Raw genomic sequence first — 21257 nt, 5'->3', positions numbered from 1 at the left:
GCAGTCTAGAGAAGCCCGTGCATAAACACAAGTCCGAATCACCCGCCCCGGCGCAATGTGTCCAAATATTCAGGCAACGCCAGTGAAATGGCCGGGATGTAGGTGATCAGGATCAGGAAGAAGAGCAGCAGGAGCAGCCAGGGCAGTGCTGCCCGGATCACCCAGCCGATGGACTTGCCGGTAATGCCCGCTGTCACGAACAGATTGAGCCCCACCGGCGGCGTCAGCATGCCGATCTCCATGTTGACCACCATGATGATGCCCAGATGAATCGGATCAATGCCCAGCCGGGTGGCAATGGGAAAGAGGATCGGGGCCATGATGAGGATGATGGCGGAAGGCTCCATGAAGTTGCCCGCAGCCAGCAACAGCAGGTTGACCACAATCAGGAAGCCCCAGGCGGGCAGACCCCAGTTGACGATGGTTTCCGCAATGGCATGGGGAATGCGCTCGGTGGTCAGCACATGAGCAAACAGCATGGCATTGGCGATGATGAACAGCAGCATGATGGAGACCTTGGCCGCATCCATCACCACGTGGAACACTTCCTTGTCGAAGGCGGATTTGCCCAGCCCCCAGACGGATTGACGCAACCCGCGTGCCACCATGGACAGCGTGCTTTCGCCCGGCTCCCGCCAGGGCACGCCCTTGAGCGGGCCGATGTCACGGTAGCCCACCACGGCACTGAAGAACGCATACACCGCCGCCACGGCCGCCGCTTCCGTGGGGCTCGCCACGCCGCCATAGATGGAGCCCAGCACGATGATGATCAGCATCAGGCCACCCAGTGCCCGCAACCCCGTCCCCACGAGGCGCCCAACCCCCGGAAAGGGCTGCGAGGGCAGCTTCTTGATCCGGGCCACAATATAAATGGCCAGCATGAGAATCGAACCCATCATGATGCCGGGGATCAGGCCCGCCTCGAACATGCGTGCGGCAGACACCTCCGTCGCCGCGGCATAGACCAGCATGACGATTGAGGGCGGAATCAGGATACCCAGGGTGCCCGCATTGGCGATCACTCCGGCCCCGAAGGCCATGGGATAACCTGCCCGCACCATGCCGGCAATGACGATGGAGCCGATGGCCGCCACCGTCGCCGGTGAAGAGCCGGACACGGCCGCAAACAGCATGCAGGCCAGAACCGAGGCCATGGCCAGTCCGCCGCGGATATGGCCGACCGACGCCATGGCGAAGTCGATGATGCGCCGGGCCACGCCGCCCGTGGACAGAAAGGCGGAGGACAGGATGAAAAACGGAATGGCCAGCAGTGTGTAATGTGCGGACGTGGCCTCGTAAATCTTCAGCGCGATGGACGCGATGGAATCGTTGGAAAAGAACAGGATGGTGGTGACGGAAGACAACCCCAGTGCAACGGCAATGGGCATGCCGATCACCATGCAGAAGAAGAGCAGGGCGAAGAGTACGGCCGTGGTCATGCGTCATCCTCCTTCTGCACCAGATGCATGCTTTCTTTGGCTTCATCCGTAAAGGAAAACCCTTCCGAACGGCCGGTCACGACCCGCCAGAGCAGCTCGGCAAAGCGCAGTGCCAGTGTGCAGAAACCGATCAGCAGAATGCTCTGGACAATCCAGCGCGGCAGCGGCAGATCCTGCATTTCAATACCGATCATCTTCACCTTGGCGAGATAGATCCATGAGCCGTAAATGAACAGGCCGCAGTAGACCAGAGACAGCACCACGGCAAGCGTGGCAAAGAAACGGCGCAGCGGATGCGGAAACTTGCGGATGAAGGCATCCACGCCGATATGGGCATTGACCCGGACACCATAGGCGGCACCGAACAGCACCAGCCAGGCACTCAGGGTCAGCGTCAGTTCCTCGGCCCAGAGCAGGCCCGTATTCATGACAAAGCGCATGAAGGTTTCCACGAATACCAGCAGCGTCATGGACACCAGCAGGAGGGCGATGAAACCTTCTTCAAAACGATGGACAAGTCGAATCCACATGGCATGTCCCCGTGGCGTGAGTGTGGTCGGGGCCGCACCTGCCGGCGCGGCCCCTGTTCAGGGTGAAGCAGGTAGGATCACTGATTGGCGTTCAGCGCCGCTTCGATCATGTCGGCACCCACGTCATCCTCGAACTTCTTCCACACCGGCTTCATGGCCTTGACCCAGGCAGCCCGCTCGGCGTCGGTCAGGGAAATGACCTGTGTCCGGCCGGACTTGATGATGGCCTGCTTGTCGCTCTCCGCCTTTTCCATGGCAATCTTGTTGCCGTAGGCAATGGCCTCGTCCAGCGACGTCTTCACCACCTTGCGCACGTCATCCGGCAGACCCTTCCAGAACTCGGCGGACGTCACCACCATGTAGTCCAGCAGACCGTGGTTGGATTCGGTGATGTAGTCCTGCACCTCAAAGAACTTCTTGGAGTAGATGTTGCTCCAGGTGTTCTCCTGACCGTCGATGGCCTTGGTCTGGAGCAGGGTAAAGACTTCGGAGAAGGGCTTCTTCACGGGGATGGCACCCACGGCCTCAAACTGGGCCGCCAGCACATCCGAACTCTGGATGCGGAACTTGAGCCCGCGCGCATCTTCCGGCGTGCGCAGCGGCTTGTTGGCCGACAGCTGCTTCATGCCGTTATGCAGATAGCCCAGTCCCACCAACCCCTTGGATTCCACGGAGCGCAGCAGCGCCTGACCGGCCGGGCCACTCTGGAAACGGTCCACGGCCGCCATGTCCTTGAACAGGAACGGCAGATCAAAGATCTGGAGTTTTTTCGTATAACGGTCGAACTTGGACAGGGATGGGGCCGCAAGCTGAACATCGCCCAGCAGCATGGCCTCCAGCACCTTGTCGTCACCAAAGAGCTGGGAGTTCGGGAAGACCTTCACCTCCACCTTGCCCGGCAGACGCTCTTCCACCAGCTGCTTGAACTTGATGGCCATCTGCCCCTTGGGGGTGTTTTCCGCCACCACGTGGGAGAACTTGATCTCGATGGGCGCCGCCCAGGCTGACACACTCAGGACACCGGCAGCAATGGCCGTCAGGATTTTTCCGAATCGCATGTTGCGTTACCTCTCACTCGTTGTTGTTGTCGAACGGGATCTTGTTCAGATCTCCGTGAATGACAGCAAGTCCGGGGCCAGAGTCGGAGATTTCTTTTCTTTCAGGATGTTGTGGTTTTCAGATGACCCTGGACAAGACGAAAATGTGTGGCAGCCCACACATCGCCGGGGAGCGCGTGTGCGGATTTCCACACATCCGGCGTCTTGCTCTCCGATAACGCAGCAGGATACTGGGTTACTTGGGGTGAACCGGCCTTTGATGTACAATACGTGACCATTTTTCATACAGCCGGACACATGACTCCCACCACCCGTCTTTTCGATTACCGCCCGTACTGGGCTGAATGTTTCGGTCCTGCGCCCTTCCTGCCCATGTCCCGCGCGGAGATGGATCAGCTGGGCTGGGACAGTTGCGACATCATCCTGGTCTGCGGGGATGCCTACGTGGATCACCCCAGTTTCGGCATGGCCGTCATCGGCCGGGTGCTGGAGGCGCAGGGCTTCCGCGTGGGCATCATCGCTCAGCCGGACTGGCACAGTGCCGAACCGTTCCGCGTGCTGGGCAAGCCCAACCTGTTCTTTGCCGTGTCCGCCGGCAACATGGACTCCATGATCAACCGCTACACGGCCGACCGGAAAATCCGCCACGATGATGCCTACACCCCCGGCAACGTGGGTGGCAAGCGCCCGGACCGCGCGGTGATCGTTTACAGCCAGCGCTGCCGCGAAGCCTACAATGACGTGTCCATCCTCATCGGCGGCATCGAAGCCAGCCTGCGGCGCATTGCCCACTATGACTACTGGTCCGACAAGGTGCGGCGTTCGGTCATCATGGATGCGAAAGCCGATCTGCTGGTGTACGGCAATGCCGAAAGAGCCGTGGTGGAAATCGCCCACCGGGCCGCCCAGGGCGAGCATCTGAAGGACATGGCCGACATCCGCGGTACCGTGCGCGTACTGTCCGAACTGCCCGCCAACTGGCGCGAACGGGATTCCCGCACCCTGGATCAGCCGGGCAAGGTGGAACCGCACCGCAATCCCTATGAAATGACCGAAAGCCCGCAAGGCTGCGGCGTGAGTCCGGCAGCGGAAACGGAAGACGACGTGCAGGTGCTGGTGGTGCCCCCGCCGCCCGGTGTGGAGAACGAATACATTCTGCTGCCATCCTGGGAGCAGGTCAGCAAGAACCGGGTGCTGTATGCCCATGCCAGCCGGGTCCTGCATCTGGAAACCAACCCGTCCAACGCCCGGGTGCTGGTCCAGCCCCACGGGGACCGGTACGTGTGGCAGAATCCGCCGCCCATTCCGCTGACCACCGAGGAAATGGACTGGGTATTCGATCTGCCCTATCAGCGCGTACCGCATCCCGCCTATGGCGATGCCCGGATTCCGGCCTACGAGATGATCCGTTTCTCCGTGAACATCATGCGCGGGTGCTTTGGCGGCTGTTCCTTCTGCTCCATCACCGAGCATGAGGGGCGGGTGATCCAGAGCCGGTCGGAAGACTCGATCATCCGCGAGATCGAGAAAATTCGCGACAAGACACCCGGATTTACCGGCACGATTTCGGATCTTGGCGGCCCCACCGCCAACATGTACCAGCTCAACTGCAAGAGCGAGGAGATTCACAAGCACTGCCGGAGGCTGAGTTGTGTCTATCCCTCCATCTGCAAGAACCTGAAGACGGATCACTCCGCCACCACCCGGCTGTATCGCCGCGCCCGCACCGTGCCCGGCGTCAAGCGGGTGCTGATTGCCTCCGGCCTGCGCTACGATCTGGCGGTGGAAGATCCGGAGTACGTGCGCGAGCTCGTGCAGCATCACGTGGGCGGCTACCTGAAAATCGCACCGGAACATTCCGAGGAGGGCCCGCTCTCCAAGATGATGAAGCCGGGCATGGGCACCTATTACCGCTTCAAGGAAATGTTCGAGCGCTTCTCGAAGGAAGCGGGCAAGGAACAGTACCTGATCCCGTACTTCATTGCCGCCCACCCGGGCACCACGGACGAGGACATGCTCAACCTGGCCCTGTGGCTGAAGCAGAACGGTTTCCGTCCCGATCAGGTGCAGGCGTTCTACCCCTCGCCCATGGCCTCCGCCACGGCCATGTACCACAGCCACCGCAATCCGCTGCACCGGGTGGACACCCAGTCGGAAATCGTCTTCAGCCCCAAGGGCGAGCGCCAGCGCCGTCTGCACAAGGCGTTCCTGCGCTATCACGATCCGGACAACTGGCCCCTGCTGCGCGAGGCCCTGAAGAAGATGGGCAAGGCCCACCTCATCGGCTACGGCAAGAAGCACCTGGTGCCCCCCACCCAGCCGGCAGGCTGGACACCGAAGGGCAAGCCGGGCGTACAACGCAAACCGGTGAAAACTCAGGAAACGGGTCCCCCCGCAAGGGTGTGGCACTGACGCAGCACACCGGTCTGCCGCCGCGCAGCGACAAGCCCAGCCCGCGGCGTCCGGGCCGCAAGACCCGGCCGGTCAGGGGTCCACGTTGAAGTTGTCGTCCCCGAGCGGTGTGGAGAATCCGGCCGCACGGGGATGTCCCCCGCCACCGAAACGCCGGGCGATCTCGGCCACGTTCAGACCCGCCGCCGTGGATCTCAGGGACCAGCCGCGGCGCCCGTCCCGGTCCAGATAGCCCGCCGCAAAGGGATGCCCTTTCGCCAGCTCGCCCAGCAGCTCGCTGTGAATTTCCACCGGGCTGTTCACCACCGGCACCCGGTACCCGGCCACACGCCCCATCACGGCCCGTTTGCGGTAATGGTCAATCATCTGCTGCCGGTAGCGGTTGATGGCCTCACCTTCGGCACGCAATCGCGCCGGCGCCTCCGGGTCGTCAAACAGGGCATCCCATTCGGCGAAGTCATAGGGGCGGGCCATCAGCGCCGCGGTGGTATCCCGCGAGCCTTCAATGGCCCAGTTCCACAGATCCCGGTCTTCAATATGGCGCAGCAATCCGGGCACCGGCTCCGTGTGGAAATGCTGCCAGGCCAGTACGGCACCCGAATGGGTGAGATCAAATTCCAGGCGCAGATTCGGGCACTCCGCGTCCAGCCCGCGGGTATCCTCCAGTGCACTGACATGGTGGTCCACCACCGTGACCTGCTTCGCCTCCCGGCACAGGCGCCGGAGCGTGTCCCGCGGCAGGCAGTAATCCAGCAGCCACACGCGCTTGCCCGTCGCATCCGGCGGCGCATCGCCGTGGCTGGCCGCCACCCAGGTCACGGACTCACCGGTCCGGCGAAAATGGCGCCAGGCGGACCAGGCGGCACCAAATCCGTCCAGACAACGTCCACCATGATAAAGAATCAGTACGGCATCCGGCATGGTTTCTCCTGTCATAAAATTTCCGCCATGTTAGCCCATCCGGGCCGCTCAGGGGAAACCCCTGCATAGGCCGATCGTCCGTTGCGGGCACCGGCGGCCCACAGTATGCTCTGCGCTTGGTTCTGATACGGGAGCAGAGGCGTGTCCCACCCCTTGTGGTTGCGGGTCTTGCTGGCCTTCATGCTGGCGGTCATGCCCATGGCATGGCTGGCCGGCGATCTCATGCGTGCCCAGGACACCATGATCCTGCAGAGTCAGCAGGCGGCCCGGCGCGTGGCCGACATTTCCGCCGCCCGGGAGCGTCTTGCCACGGCCCTGCGCGGGCTGGAACGGGCACTGCGTCAACAGCAGGTACTGAAGACTGACGCCATGGTGCAACTGGTGCGCCGTCACCGGGACCGGGTGGCGGAGCAGACCCGCGAACTGGCCGGTCTGGCACACCCGGAGGCACCGCCGGACGCCCTGATCCGGGCATTGCAGGCGTTGCCCGACGATACCCCGGAAACCGCGCTGGATCAGCTTGCCGGTCTGCGCAGCAAGGCGCTGCAGGCCCTTGAAAACAGCGCCCGGGCCGCGACCCGGCAGGCGCTGGATGACCTCATACGGGACAGCCACGACCACCAGGCCCGCTCGGCCCGACTGATGAGCCTCTTTGCAGGTCTGACGCTGGCGCTGGTCATGCTCTTCACGCTGGGGCTGTCCCTGCCGCTGAAACGACTGGCCCGGGCCGCCCGACTGCTGGGCCAACCCGACTGGCACCCCCCCGGCCACTCCAGCGTCAGGGAGATCCGCGAACTGACCCGCACCCTGGATCAGGCCAGCCGCAGGCTGCTGGACGCAGAAGCCCGCAAGCTGGTGTACCTGCATCAGGTCTCCCATGCGCTCAAGACGCCGCTGGCGACCCTGCAGGAAGGGATTGCGCTGCTCCATGACCGCATCGCCGGCCCGCTGACCCCGACCCAGACCGAGGTCCTCTCGCTCATGCAGTCGGGCACCCGGGACATGCAGCGCCAGATCGAAAACCTGCTCCTGCTCAACCGCCTGGATCAGCACGGTGATGAGGCCGATGCACGCACCCAGGACCTGCGACAACTCATCGAACAGCTTTACACCGCCTACCTGCCCCGACTCATCCGCCGCGGCCTGGTGATCTGCATCGGCGGGCCGCCGCTCACCCTCAATGCCCCGATGGTCGCCCTGCAAGGCATTCTCGAGAACCTGTTTGCCAACATGACCCAGTACGCCCCCCGGATACACGCTGCCATGTCATCTGGCAGGTGACGCCGGAAGGTTGTACCCTGCGCTTTGTCAACGCCGGCCCGCCCCTGACCGACATCCAGGCCGCACGGCTGTTCAGGCCATTCGAGCGCGGCGATACCGGAACCCGGCACTCGGGCAGCGGTATCGGCCTCTATGTGGCCCGTGCCCTGGCAGAGTCGCTCGGCGGCACCCTTGATTTTGAACCCGAGATGGATGAAGGCCTATGTTTTGTCGTCCGACTGCCCGCCCGGCTCTGTCAACACGGCGACTGATCGCCCTGTTGCTCCTCGGCCTGCTGCTTCAGGGCTGCACCTCACCGTGGTTGCGCCATGCGGGCGGGACAGCAGCCCAAGTTGGTGACCCGCCACCCACACCCGCCTGTACGGCGGAGCCTGTTCCGCCGGCCACCGGCATGGTGTCTGCCGATGAGGATACCCTGAACACCGACTTGCTGAATGCAGGCATCGCCGCACTGGCGAGCCAGGACACACGCCGCATTCAGGAATGGCTGGCCCGTTCGGCCCCGCAGCCGGACAGCCAGGCAGGCATCGCGCCGGCGCCGGCAACGGATGCCGGTACCGAACAGCACCAGGCACTGGCCGATCTGCGTACGGCCGCCCGCAACTGGCTGGCCCGGGAAGCCCGGATCAAGGCGCTGCGGAGCGAACAGCTGCGGCTGCAGGCTCAGGTCAGGCGCTACCGCTCGGCCATCGAGGCACTGACCCGAATCGAACAGGACATGACGGAGCCCAAACGATGAACAGGCCTCGCATTCTGGTGGTGGACGATGATGAATCCCTGCTGCGCCTGCTGGAGTTGCGGCTCTTCGCCATGCAGTTCGACGTCGCCACGGCCCGCTCCGGCACGGAGGCGCTGGCCCGCTGCCAGCAGCAGCCCTTCGATCTGGTGCTGACGGATCTGCGCATGGACGATCTGGACGGCATGGAACTGTTTGACCGGCTGCACCAGCTCAACAGCACCCTGCCCGTGGTGATCATGACGGCCCATGGCAGCATTCCCGAAGCGGTGGAGGCCACCCGGCGGGGCGTGGTGGCCTTCCTGACCAAGCCCATTGATACCCAGGATCTGGAACGGGTGCTGCGCCAGTATGCCCGGCCCTCGCTGGCGGACGTTCCGGCCGGGGACATGCAGATTCTGACCCGCAACGACCGCATGAAGACGCTGCTGGACACGGCACAGCGTGTGGCGGCCAGTGACGTGCATGTGCTCATCACCGGGGAAAGCGGCACCGGCAAGGAGCTCATGGCCCAGTTCATCCACCGGCACAGCCCCCGCCAACAGGGGGGCTTCGTGGCCGTCAACTGCGGCGCTCTGCCCGAGGGGTTGATGGAAGCGGAACTGTTCGGCTTCGTCAAGGGTGCCTTTACCGGCGCGCTGCGCAACCGGGATGGCCTCTTCCGTCAGGCCGCCGGCGGGACGCTGTTTCTGGACGAAATCGGCGAAATGCCCCTGCCGCTGCAGGTGAAGCTGCTGCGCGCCCTGCAGGAGAAGCGCATCCGCCCCGTGGGATCGGACATCACCCTGGACGTGGACGTGCGCATTGTCTCCGCCACCCACGTGGATCTGGAAACGGCCGTGCAGGAACGCCGGTTCCGGGAAGACCTGTATTACCGCATCAATGTGGTCAATCTGCACCTGCCCCCCCTGCGGGAACGGCGCGAGGACATTCCGCTGCTGGTGAAACACTTCATTCAGCAGGCCCGGGAGCAGGGACAGGCCGGGCAGGTGAGCACCGTGGCCGATGCCGCCATGCAGCATCTGGTGGAATATCACTGGCCGGGCAATATCCGCCAGCTTCAGAATGTGGTCCAGCGCTTGCTGGCACTCTGTCCCGGTGCCGTCATCACCCCCCGTCTGGTCGCCGATGCGCTCGGCGATCAGGGCGCCCAGCCCCTGCCCACGCTGGCCCAGGTGCGTGAAGACGCGGAGCGGCGCTACCTGGTCAGTCTGCTGACCCTGACCGAAGGCGTGGTCAGCGAGGCGGCCCGCATCGCCGGACGCAACCGGACCGACCTTTACAAGATCCTGAACCGCTACGGCCTGGATCCGGCCCATTTCAAACCGCGCAGCCACTGAAAACGGAAACGGCGCCCGAAGGCGCCGTCCGCAGGTGGAATCCGGGAAGCGGATCAGCCAAAGAAGGCTTCGAATTCTTCCAGGCTCAGCTCACCGTTGCCATCGGTGTCCAGCTCCTTGAACACGGCAGCCAGATCAGGCTGTGCTGCGGCTTCTTCAGCGCTGATGCTGCCGCTGTTGTCGGTATCCAGCGCCTTGAACTGAGCTTCCACGCTCTCTTCGGCATAGACGTTCACAGCATTCACAGCCAGTGCAGCAATAAAGGCAACGATCAGTTTTTTCATGGGTGTTCTCCTTGCAGAGTGTTGTGATTGAACACCTTCCCCGTTGCCGGAAACATGCCAGCTTCAGGAATACCTTGCGATTCAATGTGTTAATCAGTCCGACAGCCTGTCAGCCAGTGGTACACAGGGAGCATTTTGTCTCCCGGAGGAGACACTTTTGCCAGCACCCAAAAACATTCCTTACAATACAATGAGTTACACGTCTTCAAAATGCAACAACCAAAAAAGGCGCCACAAGGACGCCCAAACGCAGTGCCAACGAGCAGTGAGAGGAAGATCAGGCAAAGAAGCCCTTGAACTCCTCGGGATTCAGCTGACCATCCTGATCCGTGTCCAGCTTCTTGAACACCTTGACCAGATTCGGCTCCTGAGCCGCTTCTTCGGCGGAAATCACGCCATTGTGATCCGCATCCAGCGCCTTGAACTGAGCTTCCACGGCCGCTTCATCTGCACGCACGGTCGTGGCGGTGGTCAGTACCAGTCCGGCAACAAAGGCCATGACGAGTGATTTCATCTGTATTTCTCCTTGGTAAGTTGTTGTGTCATCCCGATGTGACACCCTGTCCATAGCCAGAATGATGCCAACTTTTCATCTCATTGTTTTAAAAAGTGGGTATACGGATTTAATGGTTGATGGGGCACCTTCACCCCATCAATCTGATACCACCCTCAGATGGTTGATAGATCGACTCCGTAGTTGAGTTCCTCTGCGAAGTCCGGCAGTCCGTAACCGATGGTTTTCTTGTAGAAAGGAGAGACCTTCGCAGTCGGTGCCTTCTTCTTGTGCTTCGTGGTGTAGAGCATTCGTGCCCGCATCACCTCGAAGGAGTAACCGCGCCCTTCACGGTTCTTGTCCTTGGCCAGTCGGTTGATGGACTCCGTGTAAGCGTTGGTGACGGGCATGTCCGTCTCGAAGTAGGTCATGGTCTCTTCGCGCCAGTTTCCCACTGCCCTGACCAGATCGCTCCAGACTTCCTTTTGGCCCTTCGGGATGGTGGCTATCCACTCGTCCAGGGCGGCTTCTGTCTGGAGCCGTGTGGTGGCGTCCCAGATGCCGTAGAAGCGCTCCTTGTGCTCGTAGGCGGCCAGCAGTTGCGGGAACGCGCCTGTCCAGGTCTCCATGATGAGGCGCTCCCGGTCTGAGACTTCGTGAGCGCGTTTCAGCAGGATTTTCCGGTCTCCCTTGAGAGTCCGGCTCTGGGACGGTTTCAGCTCCTTTCTGAGGCCCTTGCGCACTCTCTCTAGGGCATCGTTGGCCATGCGCACCACATGGAACTTATCGACCACGATACGGGCCTGGGGCAGCACAGCCTTGACCGCTGCCCGGTAGGGGTTCCACATGTCCATGCTGACGATCTCGACCTTCTGCCGGTCTTTCAGCTTCATCAGGTAGTTGGTCACCACGTCCTGGCGGCGGGTGGCCAGCAGGTCGAGCAGGGTTCGCTCCTCAATGTTGGTCAGAATGCAGCGGTAGCGCTTGTTCAGGTATAGCTCGTCAATGCCCAGGATGCGGGGCGTCTCGAAGCGGTGCCAGCGCCCCAGGAACTCGGCGCGGGCGTTGAAGATGTCGCGCACCGTCTTCTCGTCCAGGCCGGTCTGTGCCGCCACAAAGGTGTAGGGGTGGTTGAAGGATTCCTTCTCCACGTACTCATGCAGCCGCAGTGTCATACGGAATCCGTCCACCATCTCCGGTAGCTGGGGCCTGAATGTTGTCTTGCAGGCCCGGCAGGTGTATCGGCGGCGGACCACCCAGAGAGTGACCCGCTTGCCGTGGATGGGCAGATCACGATAGGGAACGTCACGCTTGCCGAACCGTACGAACTCACCCTGCACGCCGCATTCCTCGCAGGCGATGGGATCGGGCACGTCCACCTGGAAGTGCATTTCGTCGTCGGTTGATTTGCAGCCCAGTACTTGGTATTGCGGCAGGTGAAGGATGTTGTCGGGAAGTTCGGTCATGGTGTTGTATAGGCGTAGGTGTCAGTCAGATCCATCCGGCTCGGCATTGGTGTTTGCTTTTTTACCCAACAAGCTGCTGGAAACGAAAAGTAAGGCACCGAGGACAATTGCAATATCAGCCAGGTTGAAGGCCGGCCAATGCCAGTCTCGCCAATAGAAATCAAAGGAATCCACAACATAGCCGCGAAAGACCCGGTCAATCAGGTTGCCCATGGCGCCACCGAGGATAAGACTGTAAGCGATGGCTTCTCCTTTATGACGATTTTCAAGGATCAGCTTGATCAGAAAAATCGAGACCACTACCGCGATTCCGATAAAAAAGTAGCGCTGCCAGCCTCCACCATTCGCAAAAAGACTGAATGCGGCACCGGTGTTCCATAGGTGCACCCAGTTAAAGAACGGGGTCACCGAAACATACTCGCCATAGGCCATTGATTGTTGCACCAGCCATTTTACGGCCTGATCAGACGCTGCCAGCAGGCCCGATATGGACAATAGGGCATACGGCGAGAGCTTTTTGCCAATAATGAGCATTATTTAACCCTTCAACGCCAAAATGCGTCTGGCACCGTTAAGTACAATGCCCCCCACGATGGTGCCGATAATCAGATCCGGATAATTGGACCCGGTCCACGCGACCAGAGCGCCGGCGGTGATGACCCCCAGGTTGATCACCACGTCGTTGGCCGAGAATATCCAGCTTGCCTTCATGTGCGCCCCGCCCTCCCGATGTTTGGATATGAGCAGCAGACAACTGGTATTGGCAATCAATGCGACGAATGCGATCGCCATCATCATCAGCGATTCAGGCTCACTACCGAATACAAAGCGTCGCACCACCTCTACGAGCACGCCCACAGCCAAGATCAGTTGCAGTACACCAGCAAGATGCGCGGCACGTACCTGCATTTTCACGCTATGTCCAACCGCATAAAGGGCAAGCCCGTACACCGCCGCATCGGCAAAATTGTCCAGGGATTCTCCAATCAGGCCGGTGGACTGGGCGATCAGACCGGCAGTCATTTCCACCACGAACAGAAGTGCATTGATGCCGAGCAACCAGCGCAGGGTCCCGGATTCTTGCTTAGCAGAAGCTGCCGAAAACTCGGCGGCCTTGATGGTCTCCGGATTTGCAGCGACGGTTTCCTGAAGCGAGGCGCCTAGCCCCAAGGTCGCCAGTTTCGCGGTAATGGGCTCAGCCTCGCCGTCATGCACGACCTTCAACCGGCGGTTCGACAAGTCGAAGGACAGTGCCCGAATCCCCTCAACGCCGTTCAGGGCCAGGCGAATCATGCGCTCTTCTGATGGACAGTCCATCTTCGGCACGGCATAAACACTGACCCATCTCCCTGGCGCCTCGGAGGAGGCCTGCATATCGGTATCCGCCGCAGGCCTTGCATGGTCGCCACAGGGGCCTCCGCAGTTTTTACTCATGATATGACTCCACTTGAATGTGATCGGGTTTTCATTTAAAACTATATAGTAGCTATAATGTCAATAGCGTAGAGAATCCGTTGCGGAGGAACCTGATGCGCATTGGTCAGTTGGCGCAGTTGGTAGGGGTCGAAACACAGACGATCCGCTTCTATGAACAGCAGGGCTTGTTGCCGCCGCCTGATCGGCAGGACAACGGTTACCGTGTCTATACCGAGAAGCATGGTGAGAGGCTGGCCTTCATCCGTCGCTGCAGAATCCTGGGCCTGTCACTGGCTGAGATTCACGAACTACAGAGCTATCAGGACGACCCTCATCAGCCTTGTACCGCCGTCAACGCCTTGCTCGATGATCACATCTCTCATGTGCGGTCGCAGATAACCGCTCTGCAAGCGCTTGAGAAACAACTCGTTTCACTGAGAGCGAGTTGCAACGATGACCGGGAAGTTGAGGCGTGTGGGGTTCTTGCTGGAATTAGCGAAGGAAACATGCACCAGCAGTAGGTGAAGCATCAACCAGATAATCCGATGAGATGCCGGTCCGTCTCACTCTCATGCAAAGGTAAGATCAACCATTTAATCCGCTTACCCAACATTTTTACGATGGTGTGGACGCGCCCCCGACCAAATTGGCCGGCGGCAGGTGCACGAGTTTTATCGGGCACATGATTTTGCACCGACCACTGCGCGGGATTATGACAGTGCGATCAGGCTACTGTGGAGAACAATGGGCAGGGCTGGCGAACCACCCAGACCACCAGGCCAGGATCAGAGTTGATGGTTTGCACATCGCCCATGGTTTTTACTGTCGATGCTCTTTTTCCTTGCCCACCCTTAAGGCCACACCTTGAATTGCTGCCCGTTTCCAGATCCACCCCACCATAGTCAGCACCTGGAAGCGCGACCTATTGGAGAGCGCGTCCGACCTCCTCGAAGGCAAGAGTATAGTCGGTAAGCAATTCGATGAACTCAGCACGGACGAACTGTACCGTGAGATTCGCCGACTGACGGTGGAACGCAATTTTTGTTGCTTAAGCTCCTGGGTGGCTCGTTCCACTTTGGCTGAGCTCCATGTATTTCACAGAGCCCTTCGGAAAATCCTTGCGAACCAAAAGCACTTCATCAACCTGTCACGTCAGTGACACGACAGTGTCATCTCTCAGCTTTACCGTTCAATTGTAACTCGCAATACGGCGAGCTTATTTATTGCAAAAGGTGATCCTATGGCGCCAACTCAATCAACCAATGTGATGCTTCGAGTCGAGAGTATGGGCGTAACCTACCCGGGAAACGTCCTCGCGCTCAAACCCACCACCGTTCACTTTCACAAGGGCGAATTCACCGTGCTACTGGGACTTTCAGGCGCGGGTAAATCCACTCTGCTTCGTTCACTGAATCACCTGGTTAAGCCCACAACCGGGAAGGTTGTGTCTGGCGAGTTTGGTGAACTGACCAACCGTAGAATCCTGCGACAGCACCGCAGCCGCACCGCCATGGTGTTCCAGCATCACCAGCTGATCGAACGATACACCGCGTTACAGAATGTGCTGACAGGCAGACTTGCGTATCACGGTACTTGGCGAAGCCTGCTTCCCCTGCCCCGGCAGGACCTGGAGTTGGCTCTGCAATGCCTCGACCGCGTAGGTCTGGCTGACAAAGCGCTTTCCCGAGTAGATCAGTTGTCCGGCGGCCAGCAGCAGCGGGTTGGAATCGCCAGAGCATTGGTGCAGCAACCATCCATGATTCTTGCCGATGAGCCCGTTGCCAGCCTGGATCCGGCCACTTCTGAAAAGGTACTCGGCCTACTGCGCGATATTTGTCAGGAAGATGGAATCACCGCGGTTATTTCCTTGCACCAATTGGAATACGCCCAGCGTTTTGCAGACCGGATCATCGGCCTTTCGAACGGTCATATCGTTTTTGACGATGCTCCTGAAAACCTGAAATCGAAACACCTGGACGAGATTTACCACCGTTCACCCAGCGTGGTAGCTGCGGAAGGCAAACCAGCCATCCATAAACCTAAGACCACCCCGATAACGACAGACGTACTGGAGATAGCACAATGAAGACAATGATTCACTCTTTGCTGGCTCTGATAATGATGCTCGGCATCCATTGGTCAGCCCATGCCGCAGATACAGACCCTGATCTTTTGAAAGTTGCCTTGCTGCCGGATGAGAACGCGTCAGAACTGATCAAGCGAAACCAACCTTTGAAGGATTACCTGGAAACCACTCTTGGTAAGGAAGTAGAACTGATTGTTACCACCGATTACTCCTCCATGATCGAAGCCATGCGTTTTGGCCGAATTGACCTGGCTTACTTTGGTCCGTTGTCCTATGTGATGGCCAAGAGTAAGAGTGACATTGAACCCTTTGCCGCCATGGTGGTAGACGGGAAGCCGACTTATCGCTCCATCATTATTGCCAATGCGGACTCTGGCGTTGACTCCTTCGCGGATATCAAAGGCAAGAAAATGGCCTACGGTGACCGCGCATCCACTTCCAGCCACCTGATCCCCAAGGCCGTACTCCTTGAGAAGGCAGGGCTCGAAGCCGGAAAGGACTATGAGGCTCATTTCGTCGGTAGCCATGACGCTGTTGCGGTTAACGTCGCCAATGGCAATGCCGACGCCGGAGGGTTGTCCGAAGTTATCTTCGAGCATGTGATGGACCGCGGTTTGATTGATCGGAGCAAGGTCAAAGTGCTGGGCTACAGCGGTGACTTTCCTCAATACCCCTGGGCCATGCGTTCGAACCTGGCCCCTGAGCTGAAGAGCAACATTCAGAAAGCCTTTCTGCAGATCGATGACCCGGAGATTCTCGACAACCTGAAGGCTGAGGGATTCGCGGCAATTACCGACGAAGATTACGATGTCATCCGCGCTATGGGTGGCCTGCTCAATCTTGATTTCGCAAAAATGTGAGGAGTGCCCCATGAACTATACAACGACGGAACCGGCGACTCTGTCGCCGGCCCCGTCGGCCTCCGTGCTGGATGAGCACGCGAAAGGCTGGCGGAAAAAACTCGGACAGTCGCTGTTAGTGCTGCTCATCATTTTTGTCGCAAGTTGGTACGTAGGGCTGCTCAATTTCAATACACTTGCCAATGGCGTGCCAGCCATAGGCACACTCATTGGCGAATCTCTTCCACCTGACTTCACCAATGTGGCCAGCTGGGTGTCGCCGTTAATCGACACGCTTGCGATGAGCATTGCCGGTACTGCCATTGCAGTAACCTTGTCTGTGCCACTGGCATTCCTGGCTGCGCGCAACACCTCTCCACATCCGGTGGTGTTCCAAGTAACTCGAACCCTTTTAAACGGTTTGCGTTCAGTCCCGGAACTGATCATGGGCATCATCTTCGTGGCTGCTGTTGGTTTTGGGGCGTTGCCTGGCGTACTGGCGCTCGGTCTTCACTCCATTGGCATGGTTGGAAAGTTTTTTGCCGAAGCGATTGAGCATGTAGATGAGGCGCCAGTGGAAGCGGCCGATGCTGCCGGCGCTACTCGCTTGCAGGTGCTCTATCACGCCGTGCTGCCACAAGTACTTCCTCAATTCGCGGACGTGTCCATTTATCGCTGGGAATACAATTTCCGTGCCTCGACCGTAATGGGCATGGTGGGTGCCGGTGGTATTGGCTTCGAATTGATGGGCTCGCTGAGAATCATGCAGTATCAGGAAGTCAGCGCCATTCTCATTGTCATCTTGTTGATGGTCACCGTCGTGGACAGTCTCAGTGGCCGCCTTCGTAAGAAATTCAAATAAGGACCATCTATGAAACCCAAGGTTGTGATAACCCATAAGATCCATGACAGTGTTCTGGATGAACTTGCCCAAGATTGCGAGCTGGTCACCAACCAATCCGGCGCCACGTTGCCCCAGGAGGAAGTGGCTGCGCGCGTTGCAGACGCTGATGCGATGATGGCGTTCATGCCAGACCGAGTTGGAGAGGAGTTCCTACAGGGGTGTCCGCGCTTGAAGGTGATTGGTGCAGCCCTGAAAGGCTATGACAACTTTGATGTGGATGCCTGCACGCGTCATGGGGTTTGGCTGACATTTGTACCGGATTTGCTAACCGTGCCTACTGCAGAGCTAACGGTCGGGCTGACGATCAGTCTCACCCGACAAGTCAAGGCGGCGGACCACTTCGTTCGATCCGGTGAATTTACTGGCTGGACACCACGCTTCTATGGGCAGGGGATCGAAGGCTCACGGATTGGTATTGTGGGTATGGGGGCCATCGGCCAAGCGGTGGCGCAGCGCCTGAACGGATGGGGAGCGGATTTAATCTATTCCCAGCCGGAACGTTTACCCGTGCAGCATGAGCAGGCACTGGGTTTGTCCCATACTCCCCTCAAGATGCTGCTGGCCCAGTCAGATATTGTGATCCTGGCACTGCCGCTCAATGAGCAAACCCTCCACACCATTAATCGCGAAACGCTAACAGGAATGAAACCGGGCGCATTCCTTATCAATCCCTGCCGTGGATCTGTGGTGGATGAGGGTAGTGTTCTGCAAGCGCTTCAATCCGGTCAGTTGGGGGGGTACGCCGCTGATGTGTTTGAGATGGAAGATTGGGCGAGAGAAGATCGTCCGAGGGAGATCGCCCAGGGGCTCAGGGCCCACCCCAACACGCTGTTTACTGCTCACATCGGATCGGCAGTCAGCCAGGTGCGTCTGGCTATCGAGCAACGCGCTGCTCGGAACATTCTGCAAGTGCTTCGGGGTGAGCGGCCGGATGATGCGATCAATGATCCCAGTGGCCGCGAGAGCGGCCCATGCTGAATCTTGTCTGGCTGAAGAGTTTCGTGGCGGTGCTGGACCACAACGGGTTTCAGGCCGCAGCCCGCCAGTTGGACATCGCACAACCCACACTGTCCCAGCACCTTCAAAAACTCGAAAACCAACTTGGCGTTTTATTGGTCCACAGGGGGCGCTCTGGCTGTGAGCCAACCCGGGCTGCCTTAACCTTGTTGCCTTTTGCCCGAAGTCTGCTCCGGCTGGAGGAGCAGGCGAGATCTTCCATTATGGAGGCTCGACTTCGCGTTGGGGCGAGCTCCAATATTGGGATTTATATGCTCCAGCCCTACATCCGTCGTTACAAGGAGCTGGGCGTAGGGCCCGAGGTGGATGTGGTAATAGATTCCAATCCGACTATTGCACGGCATTTATCGGACGGTGAGCTGGACGTGGCGATTATGGAGTGGTGGCATGATCTACCCGGATTCCATGCTCAGGCGTGGCGTAACGAGCCCGTTGTTCTAATCGTTCCGCCTGGTCACCCGTTAGCCCGTCGAACCGATATCGACCGCGATACGCTGTCTAACATGGCTCTGATCGGCGGCGAACCCGGCACCGGCACTGGCCGGCTTTTGGCGACCTACTTCGGTGAGCATGGGCCATTTCCGACGGTATCTATGCAGCTGGGTAGCACCGAAGCCGTCAAGCAAGCGGTTAAGGTCGGACTTGGCGCATCGTTGGTGCTTGAAAGTTCTGTACGGGAGGAGGTCCAAAATGGAAGTCTGGTGGCTATTCCCGTGAGTGAGCCTGGCCTTAGCAAGGAGCTGATGGTGATTTATCCGAGCAGCCTGGACAAACACAGGCCAGTATACTCGTTTGTTGGGCATCTCTGTGAATAGCTATTGGGTCCACCTCACGCATATCTAGCTGGGAATGCAGATACTGAGCCTCACGCTCACTTCGACAACGCAGTATTCCGTCATCTGCATATCGGCAGAATGGGATATCCGGATGACGAACGGTCAGCCAACGATCCAATGCATAATGCAGAAACAGGTTTGCCAGAACTGGCGATAACGGGCCACCTTGTGGTGTGCCAACGTTCCGTCGTTCCTGCTTACCATCTTTCGTCTGCATCGGTGCCGTTAGCCAGCGCCTCACATACAGCAGCACCCAGGATTCAGAGCAATGGTGGTCAAGAGCCTTGAGCAATAGCTCATGATCAATATGATCAAACGGGTATACGGATTTAATGGTTGATGGGGCACCCCCACCCCACCAACCTGAGATCATCCTCAGATGGTTGATAGATCGACCCCGTAGTTGAGTTCCTCTGCGAAGTCCGGCAGTCCGTAACCGATGGTTTTCTTGTAGAAAGGAGAGACCTTCGCAGTCGGTGCCTTCTTCTTGTGCTTCGTGGTGTAGAGCATTCGTGCCCGCATCACCTCGAAGGAGTAACCGCGCCCTTCACGGTTCTTGTCCTTGGCCAGTCGGTTGATGGACTCCGTGTAAGCGTTGGTGACGGGCATGTCCGTCTCGAAGTAGGTCATGGTCTCTTCGCGCCAGTTTCCCACTGCCCTGACCAGATCGCTCCAGACTTCCTTTTGGCCCTTCGGGATGGTGGCTATCCACTCGTCCAGGGCGGCTTCTGTCTGGAGCCGTGTGGTGGCGTCCCAGATGCCGTAGAAGCGCTCCTTGTGCTCGTAGGCGGCCAGCAGTTGCGGGAACGCGCCTGTCCAGGTCTCCATGATGAGGCGCTCCCGGTCTGAGACTTCGTGAGCGCGTTTCAGCAGGATTTTCCGGTCTCCCTTGAGAGTCCGGCTCTGGGACGGTTTCAGCTCCTTTCTGAGGCCCTTGCGCACTCTCTCTAGGGCATCGTTGGCCATGCGCACCACATGGAACTTATCGACCACGATACGGGCCTGGGGCAGCACAGCCTTGACCGCTGCCCGGTAGGGGTTCCACATGTCCATGCTGACGATCTCGACCTTCTGCCGGTCTTTCAGCTTCATCAGGTAGTTGGTCACCACGTCCTGGCGGCGGGTGGCCAGCAGGTCGAGCAGGGTTCGCTCCTCAATGTTGGTCAGAATGCAGCGGTAGCGCTTGTTCAGGTATAGCTCGTCAATGCCCAGGATGCGGGGCGTCTCGAAGCGGTGCCAGCGCCCCAGGAACTCGGCGCGGGCGTTGAAGATGTCGCGCACCGTCTTCTCGTCCAGGCCGGTCTGTGCCGCCACAAAGGTGTAGGGGTGGTTGAAGGATTCCTTCTCCACGTACTCATGCAGCCGCAGTGTCATACGGAATCCGTCCACCATCTCCGGTAGCTGGGGCCTGAATGTTGTCTTGCAGGCCCGGCAGGTGTATCGGCGGCGGACCACCCAGAGAGTGACCCGCTTGCCGTGGATGGGCAGATCACGATAGGGAACGTCACGCTTGCCGAACCGTACGAACTCACCCTGCACGCCGCATTCCTCGCAGGCGATGGGATCGGGCACGTCCACCTGGAAGTGCATTTCGTCGTCGGTTGATTTGCAGCCCAGTACTTGGTATTGCGGCAGGTGAAGGATGTTGTCGGGAAGTTCGGTCATGGTGTTGTATAGGCGTAGGTGTCAGTCAGATCCATCCGGCTCGGCATTGGTGTTTGCTTTTTTACCCAACAAGCTGCTGGAAACGAAAAGTAAGGCACCGAGGACAATTGCAATATCAGCCAGGTTGAAGGCCGGCCAATGCCAGTCTCGCCAATAGAAATCAAAGGAATCCACAACATAGCCGCGAAAGACCCGGTCAATCAGGTTGCCCATGGCGCCACCGAGGATAAGACTGTAAGCGATGGCTTCTCCTTTATGACGATTTTCAAGGATCAGCTTGATCAGAAAAATCGAGACCACTACCGCGATTCCGATAAAAAAGTAGCGCTGCCAGCCTCCACCATTCGCAAAAAGACTGAATGCGGCACCGGTGTTCCATAGGTGCACCCAGTTAAAGAACGGGGTCACCGAAACATACTCGCCATAGGCCATTGATTGTTGCACCAGCCATTTTACGGCCTGATCAGACGCTGCCAGCAGGCCCGATATGGACAATAGGGCATACGGCGAGAGCTTTTTGCCAATAATGAGCAT

Annotated in this window: 23 protein-coding genes; 11 read left to right on the top strand and 12 right to left on the bottom strand. The window is 59.0% G+C overall.

What is annotated here, in order from left to right; translation table 11 throughout:
• Positions 1–38: 38 nt before the first annotated feature.
• From AAIA72_RS12310 to AAIA72_RS12300, 3 genes are all read right to left on the bottom strand, one after another.
• Positions 39–1439 (bottom strand): TRAP transporter large permease, encoded by a 1401-nt coding sequence (locus tag AAIA72_RS12310; protein WP_369600607.1) that lies wholly within the window; start codon positions 1437–1439, stop codon positions 39–41.
• Positions 1436–1969 carry a TRAP transporter small permease gene (locus tag AAIA72_RS12305; protein ID WP_369600606.1) on the bottom strand — a complete coding sequence of 178 codons (534 nt, stop codon included), beginning with the start codon at positions 1967–1969 and terminating at the stop codon, positions 1436–1438. The genes AAIA72_RS12310 and AAIA72_RS12305 overlap by 4 nt, the downstream gene beginning before the upstream one ends.
• 77 nt (positions 1970–2046) lie before the next feature.
• Positions 2047–3027 carry a TRAP transporter substrate-binding protein gene (locus AAIA72_RS12300; protein WP_369600605.1) on the bottom strand — a complete coding sequence of 327 codons (981 nt, stop codon included), beginning with the start codon at positions 3025–3027 and terminating at the stop codon, positions 2047–2049.
• Between the two features lie 297 nt (positions 3028–3324).
• Here AAIA72_RS12300 and AAIA72_RS12295 point away from each other — a divergent pair, with 297 nt between their 5' ends.
• A complete protein-coding gene (locus tag AAIA72_RS12295; RefSeq protein ID WP_369600604.1) occupies positions 3325–5439 on the top strand; it encodes a YgiQ family radical SAM protein in 2115 nt (704 codons plus the stop codon).
• A gap of 72 nt (positions 5440–5511) precedes the next feature.
• Here the strand turns inward: AAIA72_RS12295 and AAIA72_RS12290 are convergent, their stop codons facing one another.
• A complete protein-coding gene (locus AAIA72_RS12290) occupies positions 5512–6360 on the bottom strand; it encodes a DHH family phosphoesterase (RefSeq protein ID WP_369600603.1) in 849 nt (282 codons plus the stop codon).
• Positions 6361–6501: 141 nt separating this feature from the next.
• Between AAIA72_RS12290 and AAIA72_RS12285 the strand changes: the two genes are divergently transcribed.
• Genes AAIA72_RS12285 through AAIA72_RS12270 form a run of 4 tightly spaced genes read left to right on the top strand, consistent with a single transcriptional unit; the run spans position 6502 to position 9717 of the window.
• Positions 6502–7641: a histidine kinase dimerization/phospho-acceptor domain-containing protein gene (locus tag AAIA72_RS12285; protein WP_369600602.1), complete on the top strand. Its 1140-nt coding sequence runs from the start codon at positions 6502–6504 to the stop codon at positions 7639–7641.
• Entirely contained in the window at positions 7638–7892 is a 255-nt protein-coding gene (locus AAIA72_RS12280) for a sensor histidine kinase (protein WP_369600601.1), read from the top strand. Before AAIA72_RS12285 ends, AAIA72_RS12280 begins: the two co-directional genes overlap by 4 nt.
• Positions 7844–8380 carry a hypothetical protein gene (locus tag AAIA72_RS12275; protein WP_369600600.1) on the top strand — a complete coding sequence of 179 codons (537 nt, stop codon included), beginning with the start codon at positions 7844–7846 and terminating at the stop codon, positions 8378–8380. Before AAIA72_RS12280 ends, AAIA72_RS12275 begins: the two co-directional genes overlap by 49 nt.
• Positions 8377–9717: a sigma-54-dependent transcriptional regulator gene (locus AAIA72_RS12270; RefSeq protein WP_369600599.1), complete on the top strand. Its 1341-nt coding sequence runs from the start codon at positions 8377–8379 to the stop codon at positions 9715–9717. Before AAIA72_RS12275 ends, AAIA72_RS12270 begins: the two co-directional genes overlap by 4 nt.
• A 53-nt stretch (positions 9718–9770) precedes the next feature.
• On the opposite strand, the gene AAIA72_RS12265 is transcribed toward AAIA72_RS12270, so the two are convergent.
• The 5 genes from AAIA72_RS12265 to AAIA72_RS12245 all read right to left on the bottom strand — a co-directional run bounded on the left by AAIA72_RS12265 (position 9771) and on the right by AAIA72_RS12245 (position 13394).
• Positions 9771–10001, bottom strand: a complete 231-nt coding sequence (locus AAIA72_RS12265; RefSeq protein ID WP_369600598.1) for an EF-hand domain-containing protein — start codon at positions 9999–10001, stop codon at positions 9771–9773.
• Between the two features lie 277 nt (positions 10002–10278).
• Positions 10279–10515 (bottom strand): EF-hand domain-containing protein, encoded by a 237-nt coding sequence (locus AAIA72_RS12260; RefSeq protein ID WP_369600597.1) that lies wholly within the window; start codon positions 10513–10515, stop codon positions 10279–10281.
• 155 nt (positions 10516–10670) lie between these two features.
• Positions 10671–11960, bottom strand: a complete 1290-nt coding sequence (locus tag AAIA72_RS12255) for an ISL3-like element ISPpu12 family transposase (RefSeq protein ID WP_369600594.1) — start codon at positions 11958–11960, stop codon at positions 10671–10673.
• Between the two features lie 21 nt (positions 11961–11981).
• Positions 11982–12494, bottom strand: coding sequence for a signal peptidase II (gene lspA / locus AAIA72_RS12250; protein ID WP_004863699.1), 513 nt, complete (start codon positions 12492–12494; stop codon positions 11982–11984).
• 3 nt (positions 12495–12497) lie between these two features.
• Positions 12498–13394, bottom strand: a complete 897-nt coding sequence (locus AAIA72_RS12245; RefSeq protein WP_369600593.1) for a cation transporter — start codon at positions 13392–13394, stop codon at positions 12498–12500.
• Between the two features lie 95 nt (positions 13395–13489).
• Between AAIA72_RS12245 and cadR the strand changes: the two genes are divergently transcribed.
• The 6 genes from cadR (at position 13490) to AAIA72_RS12215 (ending at position 19037) form a co-directional block, all read left to right on the top strand.
• A complete protein-coding gene (gene cadR / locus AAIA72_RS12240; RefSeq protein WP_035566955.1) occupies positions 13490–13897 on the top strand; it encodes a Cd(II)/Pb(II)-responsive transcriptional regulator in 408 nt (135 codons plus the stop codon).
• A gap of 719 nt (positions 13898–14616) precedes the next feature.
• Entirely contained in the window at positions 14617–15462 is an 846-nt protein-coding gene (gene phnC / locus AAIA72_RS12235; protein WP_369600596.1) for a phosphonate ABC transporter ATP-binding protein, read from the top strand.
• On the top strand, positions 15459–16322 hold the full coding sequence (phnD, locus tag AAIA72_RS12230; RefSeq protein ID WP_286715943.1) for a phosphate/phosphite/phosphonate ABC transporter substrate-binding protein: 864 nt from the start codon (positions 15459–15461) through the stop codon (positions 16320–16322). The genes phnC and phnD overlap by 4 nt, the downstream gene beginning before the upstream one ends.
• Positions 16323–16332: 10 nt before the next feature.
• The gene (gene phnE / locus AAIA72_RS12225) at positions 16333–17163 is read left to right on the top strand and encodes a phosphonate ABC transporter, permease protein PhnE (protein ID WP_011783501.1); all 831 of its coding nucleotides are present in this window, start codon (positions 16333–16335) and stop codon (positions 17161–17163) included.
• 9 nt (positions 17164–17172) lie between these two features.
• A complete protein-coding gene (locus AAIA72_RS12220; RefSeq protein ID WP_369600595.1) occupies positions 17173–18183 on the top strand; it encodes a phosphonate dehydrogenase in 1011 nt (336 codons plus the stop codon).
• Positions 18177–19037: a LysR family transcriptional regulator gene (locus AAIA72_RS12215; RefSeq protein ID WP_011783503.1), complete on the top strand. Its 861-nt coding sequence runs from the start codon at positions 18177–18179 to the stop codon at positions 19035–19037. The genes AAIA72_RS12220 and AAIA72_RS12215 overlap by 7 nt, the downstream gene beginning before the upstream one ends.
• On the opposite strand, the gene AAIA72_RS12210 is transcribed toward AAIA72_RS12215, so the two are convergent.
• The 3 genes from AAIA72_RS12210 to lspA (AAIA72_RS12200) are packed head-to-tail and all read right to left on the bottom strand — an operon-like array spanning position 18952 to position 21257.
• Positions 18952–19431 (bottom strand): reverse transcriptase domain-containing protein, encoded by a 480-nt coding sequence (locus AAIA72_RS12210; protein ID WP_155132451.1) that lies wholly within the window; start codon positions 19429–19431, stop codon positions 18952–18954. The genes AAIA72_RS12215 and AAIA72_RS12210 overlap by 86 nt on opposite strands.
• A 2-nt stretch (positions 19432–19433) precedes the next feature.
• Positions 19434–20723, bottom strand: coding sequence for an ISL3-like element ISPpu12 family transposase (locus tag AAIA72_RS12205; protein ID WP_369600594.1), 1290 nt, complete (start codon positions 20721–20723; stop codon positions 19434–19436).
• Positions 20724–20744: 21 nt separating this feature from the next.
• On the bottom strand, positions 20745–21257 hold the full coding sequence (gene lspA / locus AAIA72_RS12200) for a signal peptidase II (RefSeq protein WP_004863699.1): 513 nt from the start codon (positions 21255–21257) through the stop codon (positions 20745–20747).

This window comes from Thermohahella caldifontis, from assembly GCF_041153465.1.
In the GTDB taxonomy this organism is placed as follows: Bacteria; Pseudomonadota; Gammaproteobacteria; order Pseudomonadales; family Oleiphilaceae; genus Thermohahella; species Thermohahella caldifontis.
This window is presented reverse-complemented; position numbering and strand designations above follow the sequence as displayed.

Bases quoted from the DNA above. Each gene is read 5' to 3' on its own strand.
- AAIA72_RS12310 (WP_369600607.1), bottom strand. From the start codon at position 1,439: ATGACCACGGCCGTACTCTTCGCCCTGCTCTTCTTCTGCATGGTGATC.
- AAIA72_RS12305 (WP_369600606.1), bottom strand. From the start codon at position 1,969: ATGTGGATTCGACTTGTCCATCGTTTTGAAGAAGGTTTCATCGCCCTC.
- AAIA72_RS12300 (WP_369600605.1), bottom strand. From the start codon at position 3,027: ATGCGATTCGGAAAAATCCTGACGGCCATTGCTGCCGGTGTCCTGAGT.
- AAIA72_RS12295 (WP_369600604.1), top strand. From the start codon at position 3,325: ATGACTCCCACCACCCGTCTTTTCGATTACCGCCCGTACTGGGCTGAA.
- AAIA72_RS12290 (WP_369600603.1), bottom strand. From the start codon at position 6,360: ATGCCGGATGCCGTACTGATTCTTTATCATGGTGGACGTTGTCTGGAC.
- AAIA72_RS12275 (WP_369600600.1), top strand. From the start codon at position 7,844: ATGTTTTGTCGTCCGACTGCCCGCCCGGCTCTGTCAACACGGCGACTG.
- AAIA72_RS12270 (WP_369600599.1), top strand. From the start codon at position 8,377: ATGAACAGGCCTCGCATTCTGGTGGTGGACGATGATGAATCCCTGCTG.
- AAIA72_RS12265 (WP_369600598.1), bottom strand. From the start codon at position 10,001: ATGAAAAAACTGATCGTTGCCTTTATTGCTGCACTGGCTGTGAATGCT.
- AAIA72_RS12260 (WP_369600597.1), bottom strand. From the start codon at position 10,515: ATGAAATCACTCGTCATGGCCTTTGTTGCCGGACTGGTACTGACCACC.
- AAIA72_RS12255 (WP_369600594.1), bottom strand. From the start codon at position 11,960: ATGACCGAACTTCCCGACAACATCCTTCACCTGCCGCAATACCAAGTA.
- lspA (WP_004863699.1), bottom strand. From the start codon at position 12,494: ATGCTCATTATTGGCAAAAAGCTCTCGCCGTATGCCCTATTGTCCATA.
- AAIA72_RS12245 (WP_369600593.1), bottom strand. From the start codon at position 13,394: ATGAGTAAAAACTGCGGAGGCCCCTGTGGCGACCATGCAAGGCCTGCG.
- cadR (WP_035566955.1), top strand. From the start codon at position 13,490: ATGCGCATTGGTCAGTTGGCGCAGTTGGTAGGGGTCGAAACACAGACG.
- phnC (WP_369600596.1), top strand. From the start codon at position 14,617: ATGGCGCCAACTCAATCAACCAATGTGATGCTTCGAGTCGAGAGTATG.
- phnD (WP_286715943.1), top strand. From the start codon at position 15,459: ATGAAGACAATGATTCACTCTTTGCTGGCTCTGATAATGATGCTCGGC.
- phnE (WP_011783501.1), top strand. From the start codon at position 16,333: ATGAACTATACAACGACGGAACCGGCGACTCTGTCGCCGGCCCCGTCG.
- AAIA72_RS12220 (WP_369600595.1), top strand. From the start codon at position 17,173: ATGAAACCCAAGGTTGTGATAACCCATAAGATCCATGACAGTGTTCTG.
- AAIA72_RS12215 (WP_011783503.1), top strand. From the start codon at position 18,177: ATGCTGAATCTTGTCTGGCTGAAGAGTTTCGTGGCGGTGCTGGACCAC.
- AAIA72_RS12210 (WP_155132451.1), bottom strand. From the start codon at position 19,431: ATGATCTCAGGTTGGTGGGGTGGGGGTGCCCCATCAACCATTAAATCC.
- AAIA72_RS12205 (WP_369600594.1), bottom strand. From the start codon at position 20,723: ATGACCGAACTTCCCGACAACATCCTTCACCTGCCGCAATACCAAGTA.
- lspA (WP_004863699.1), bottom strand. From the start codon at position 21,257: ATGCTCATTATTGGCAAAAAGCTCTCGCCGTATGCCCTATTGTCCATA.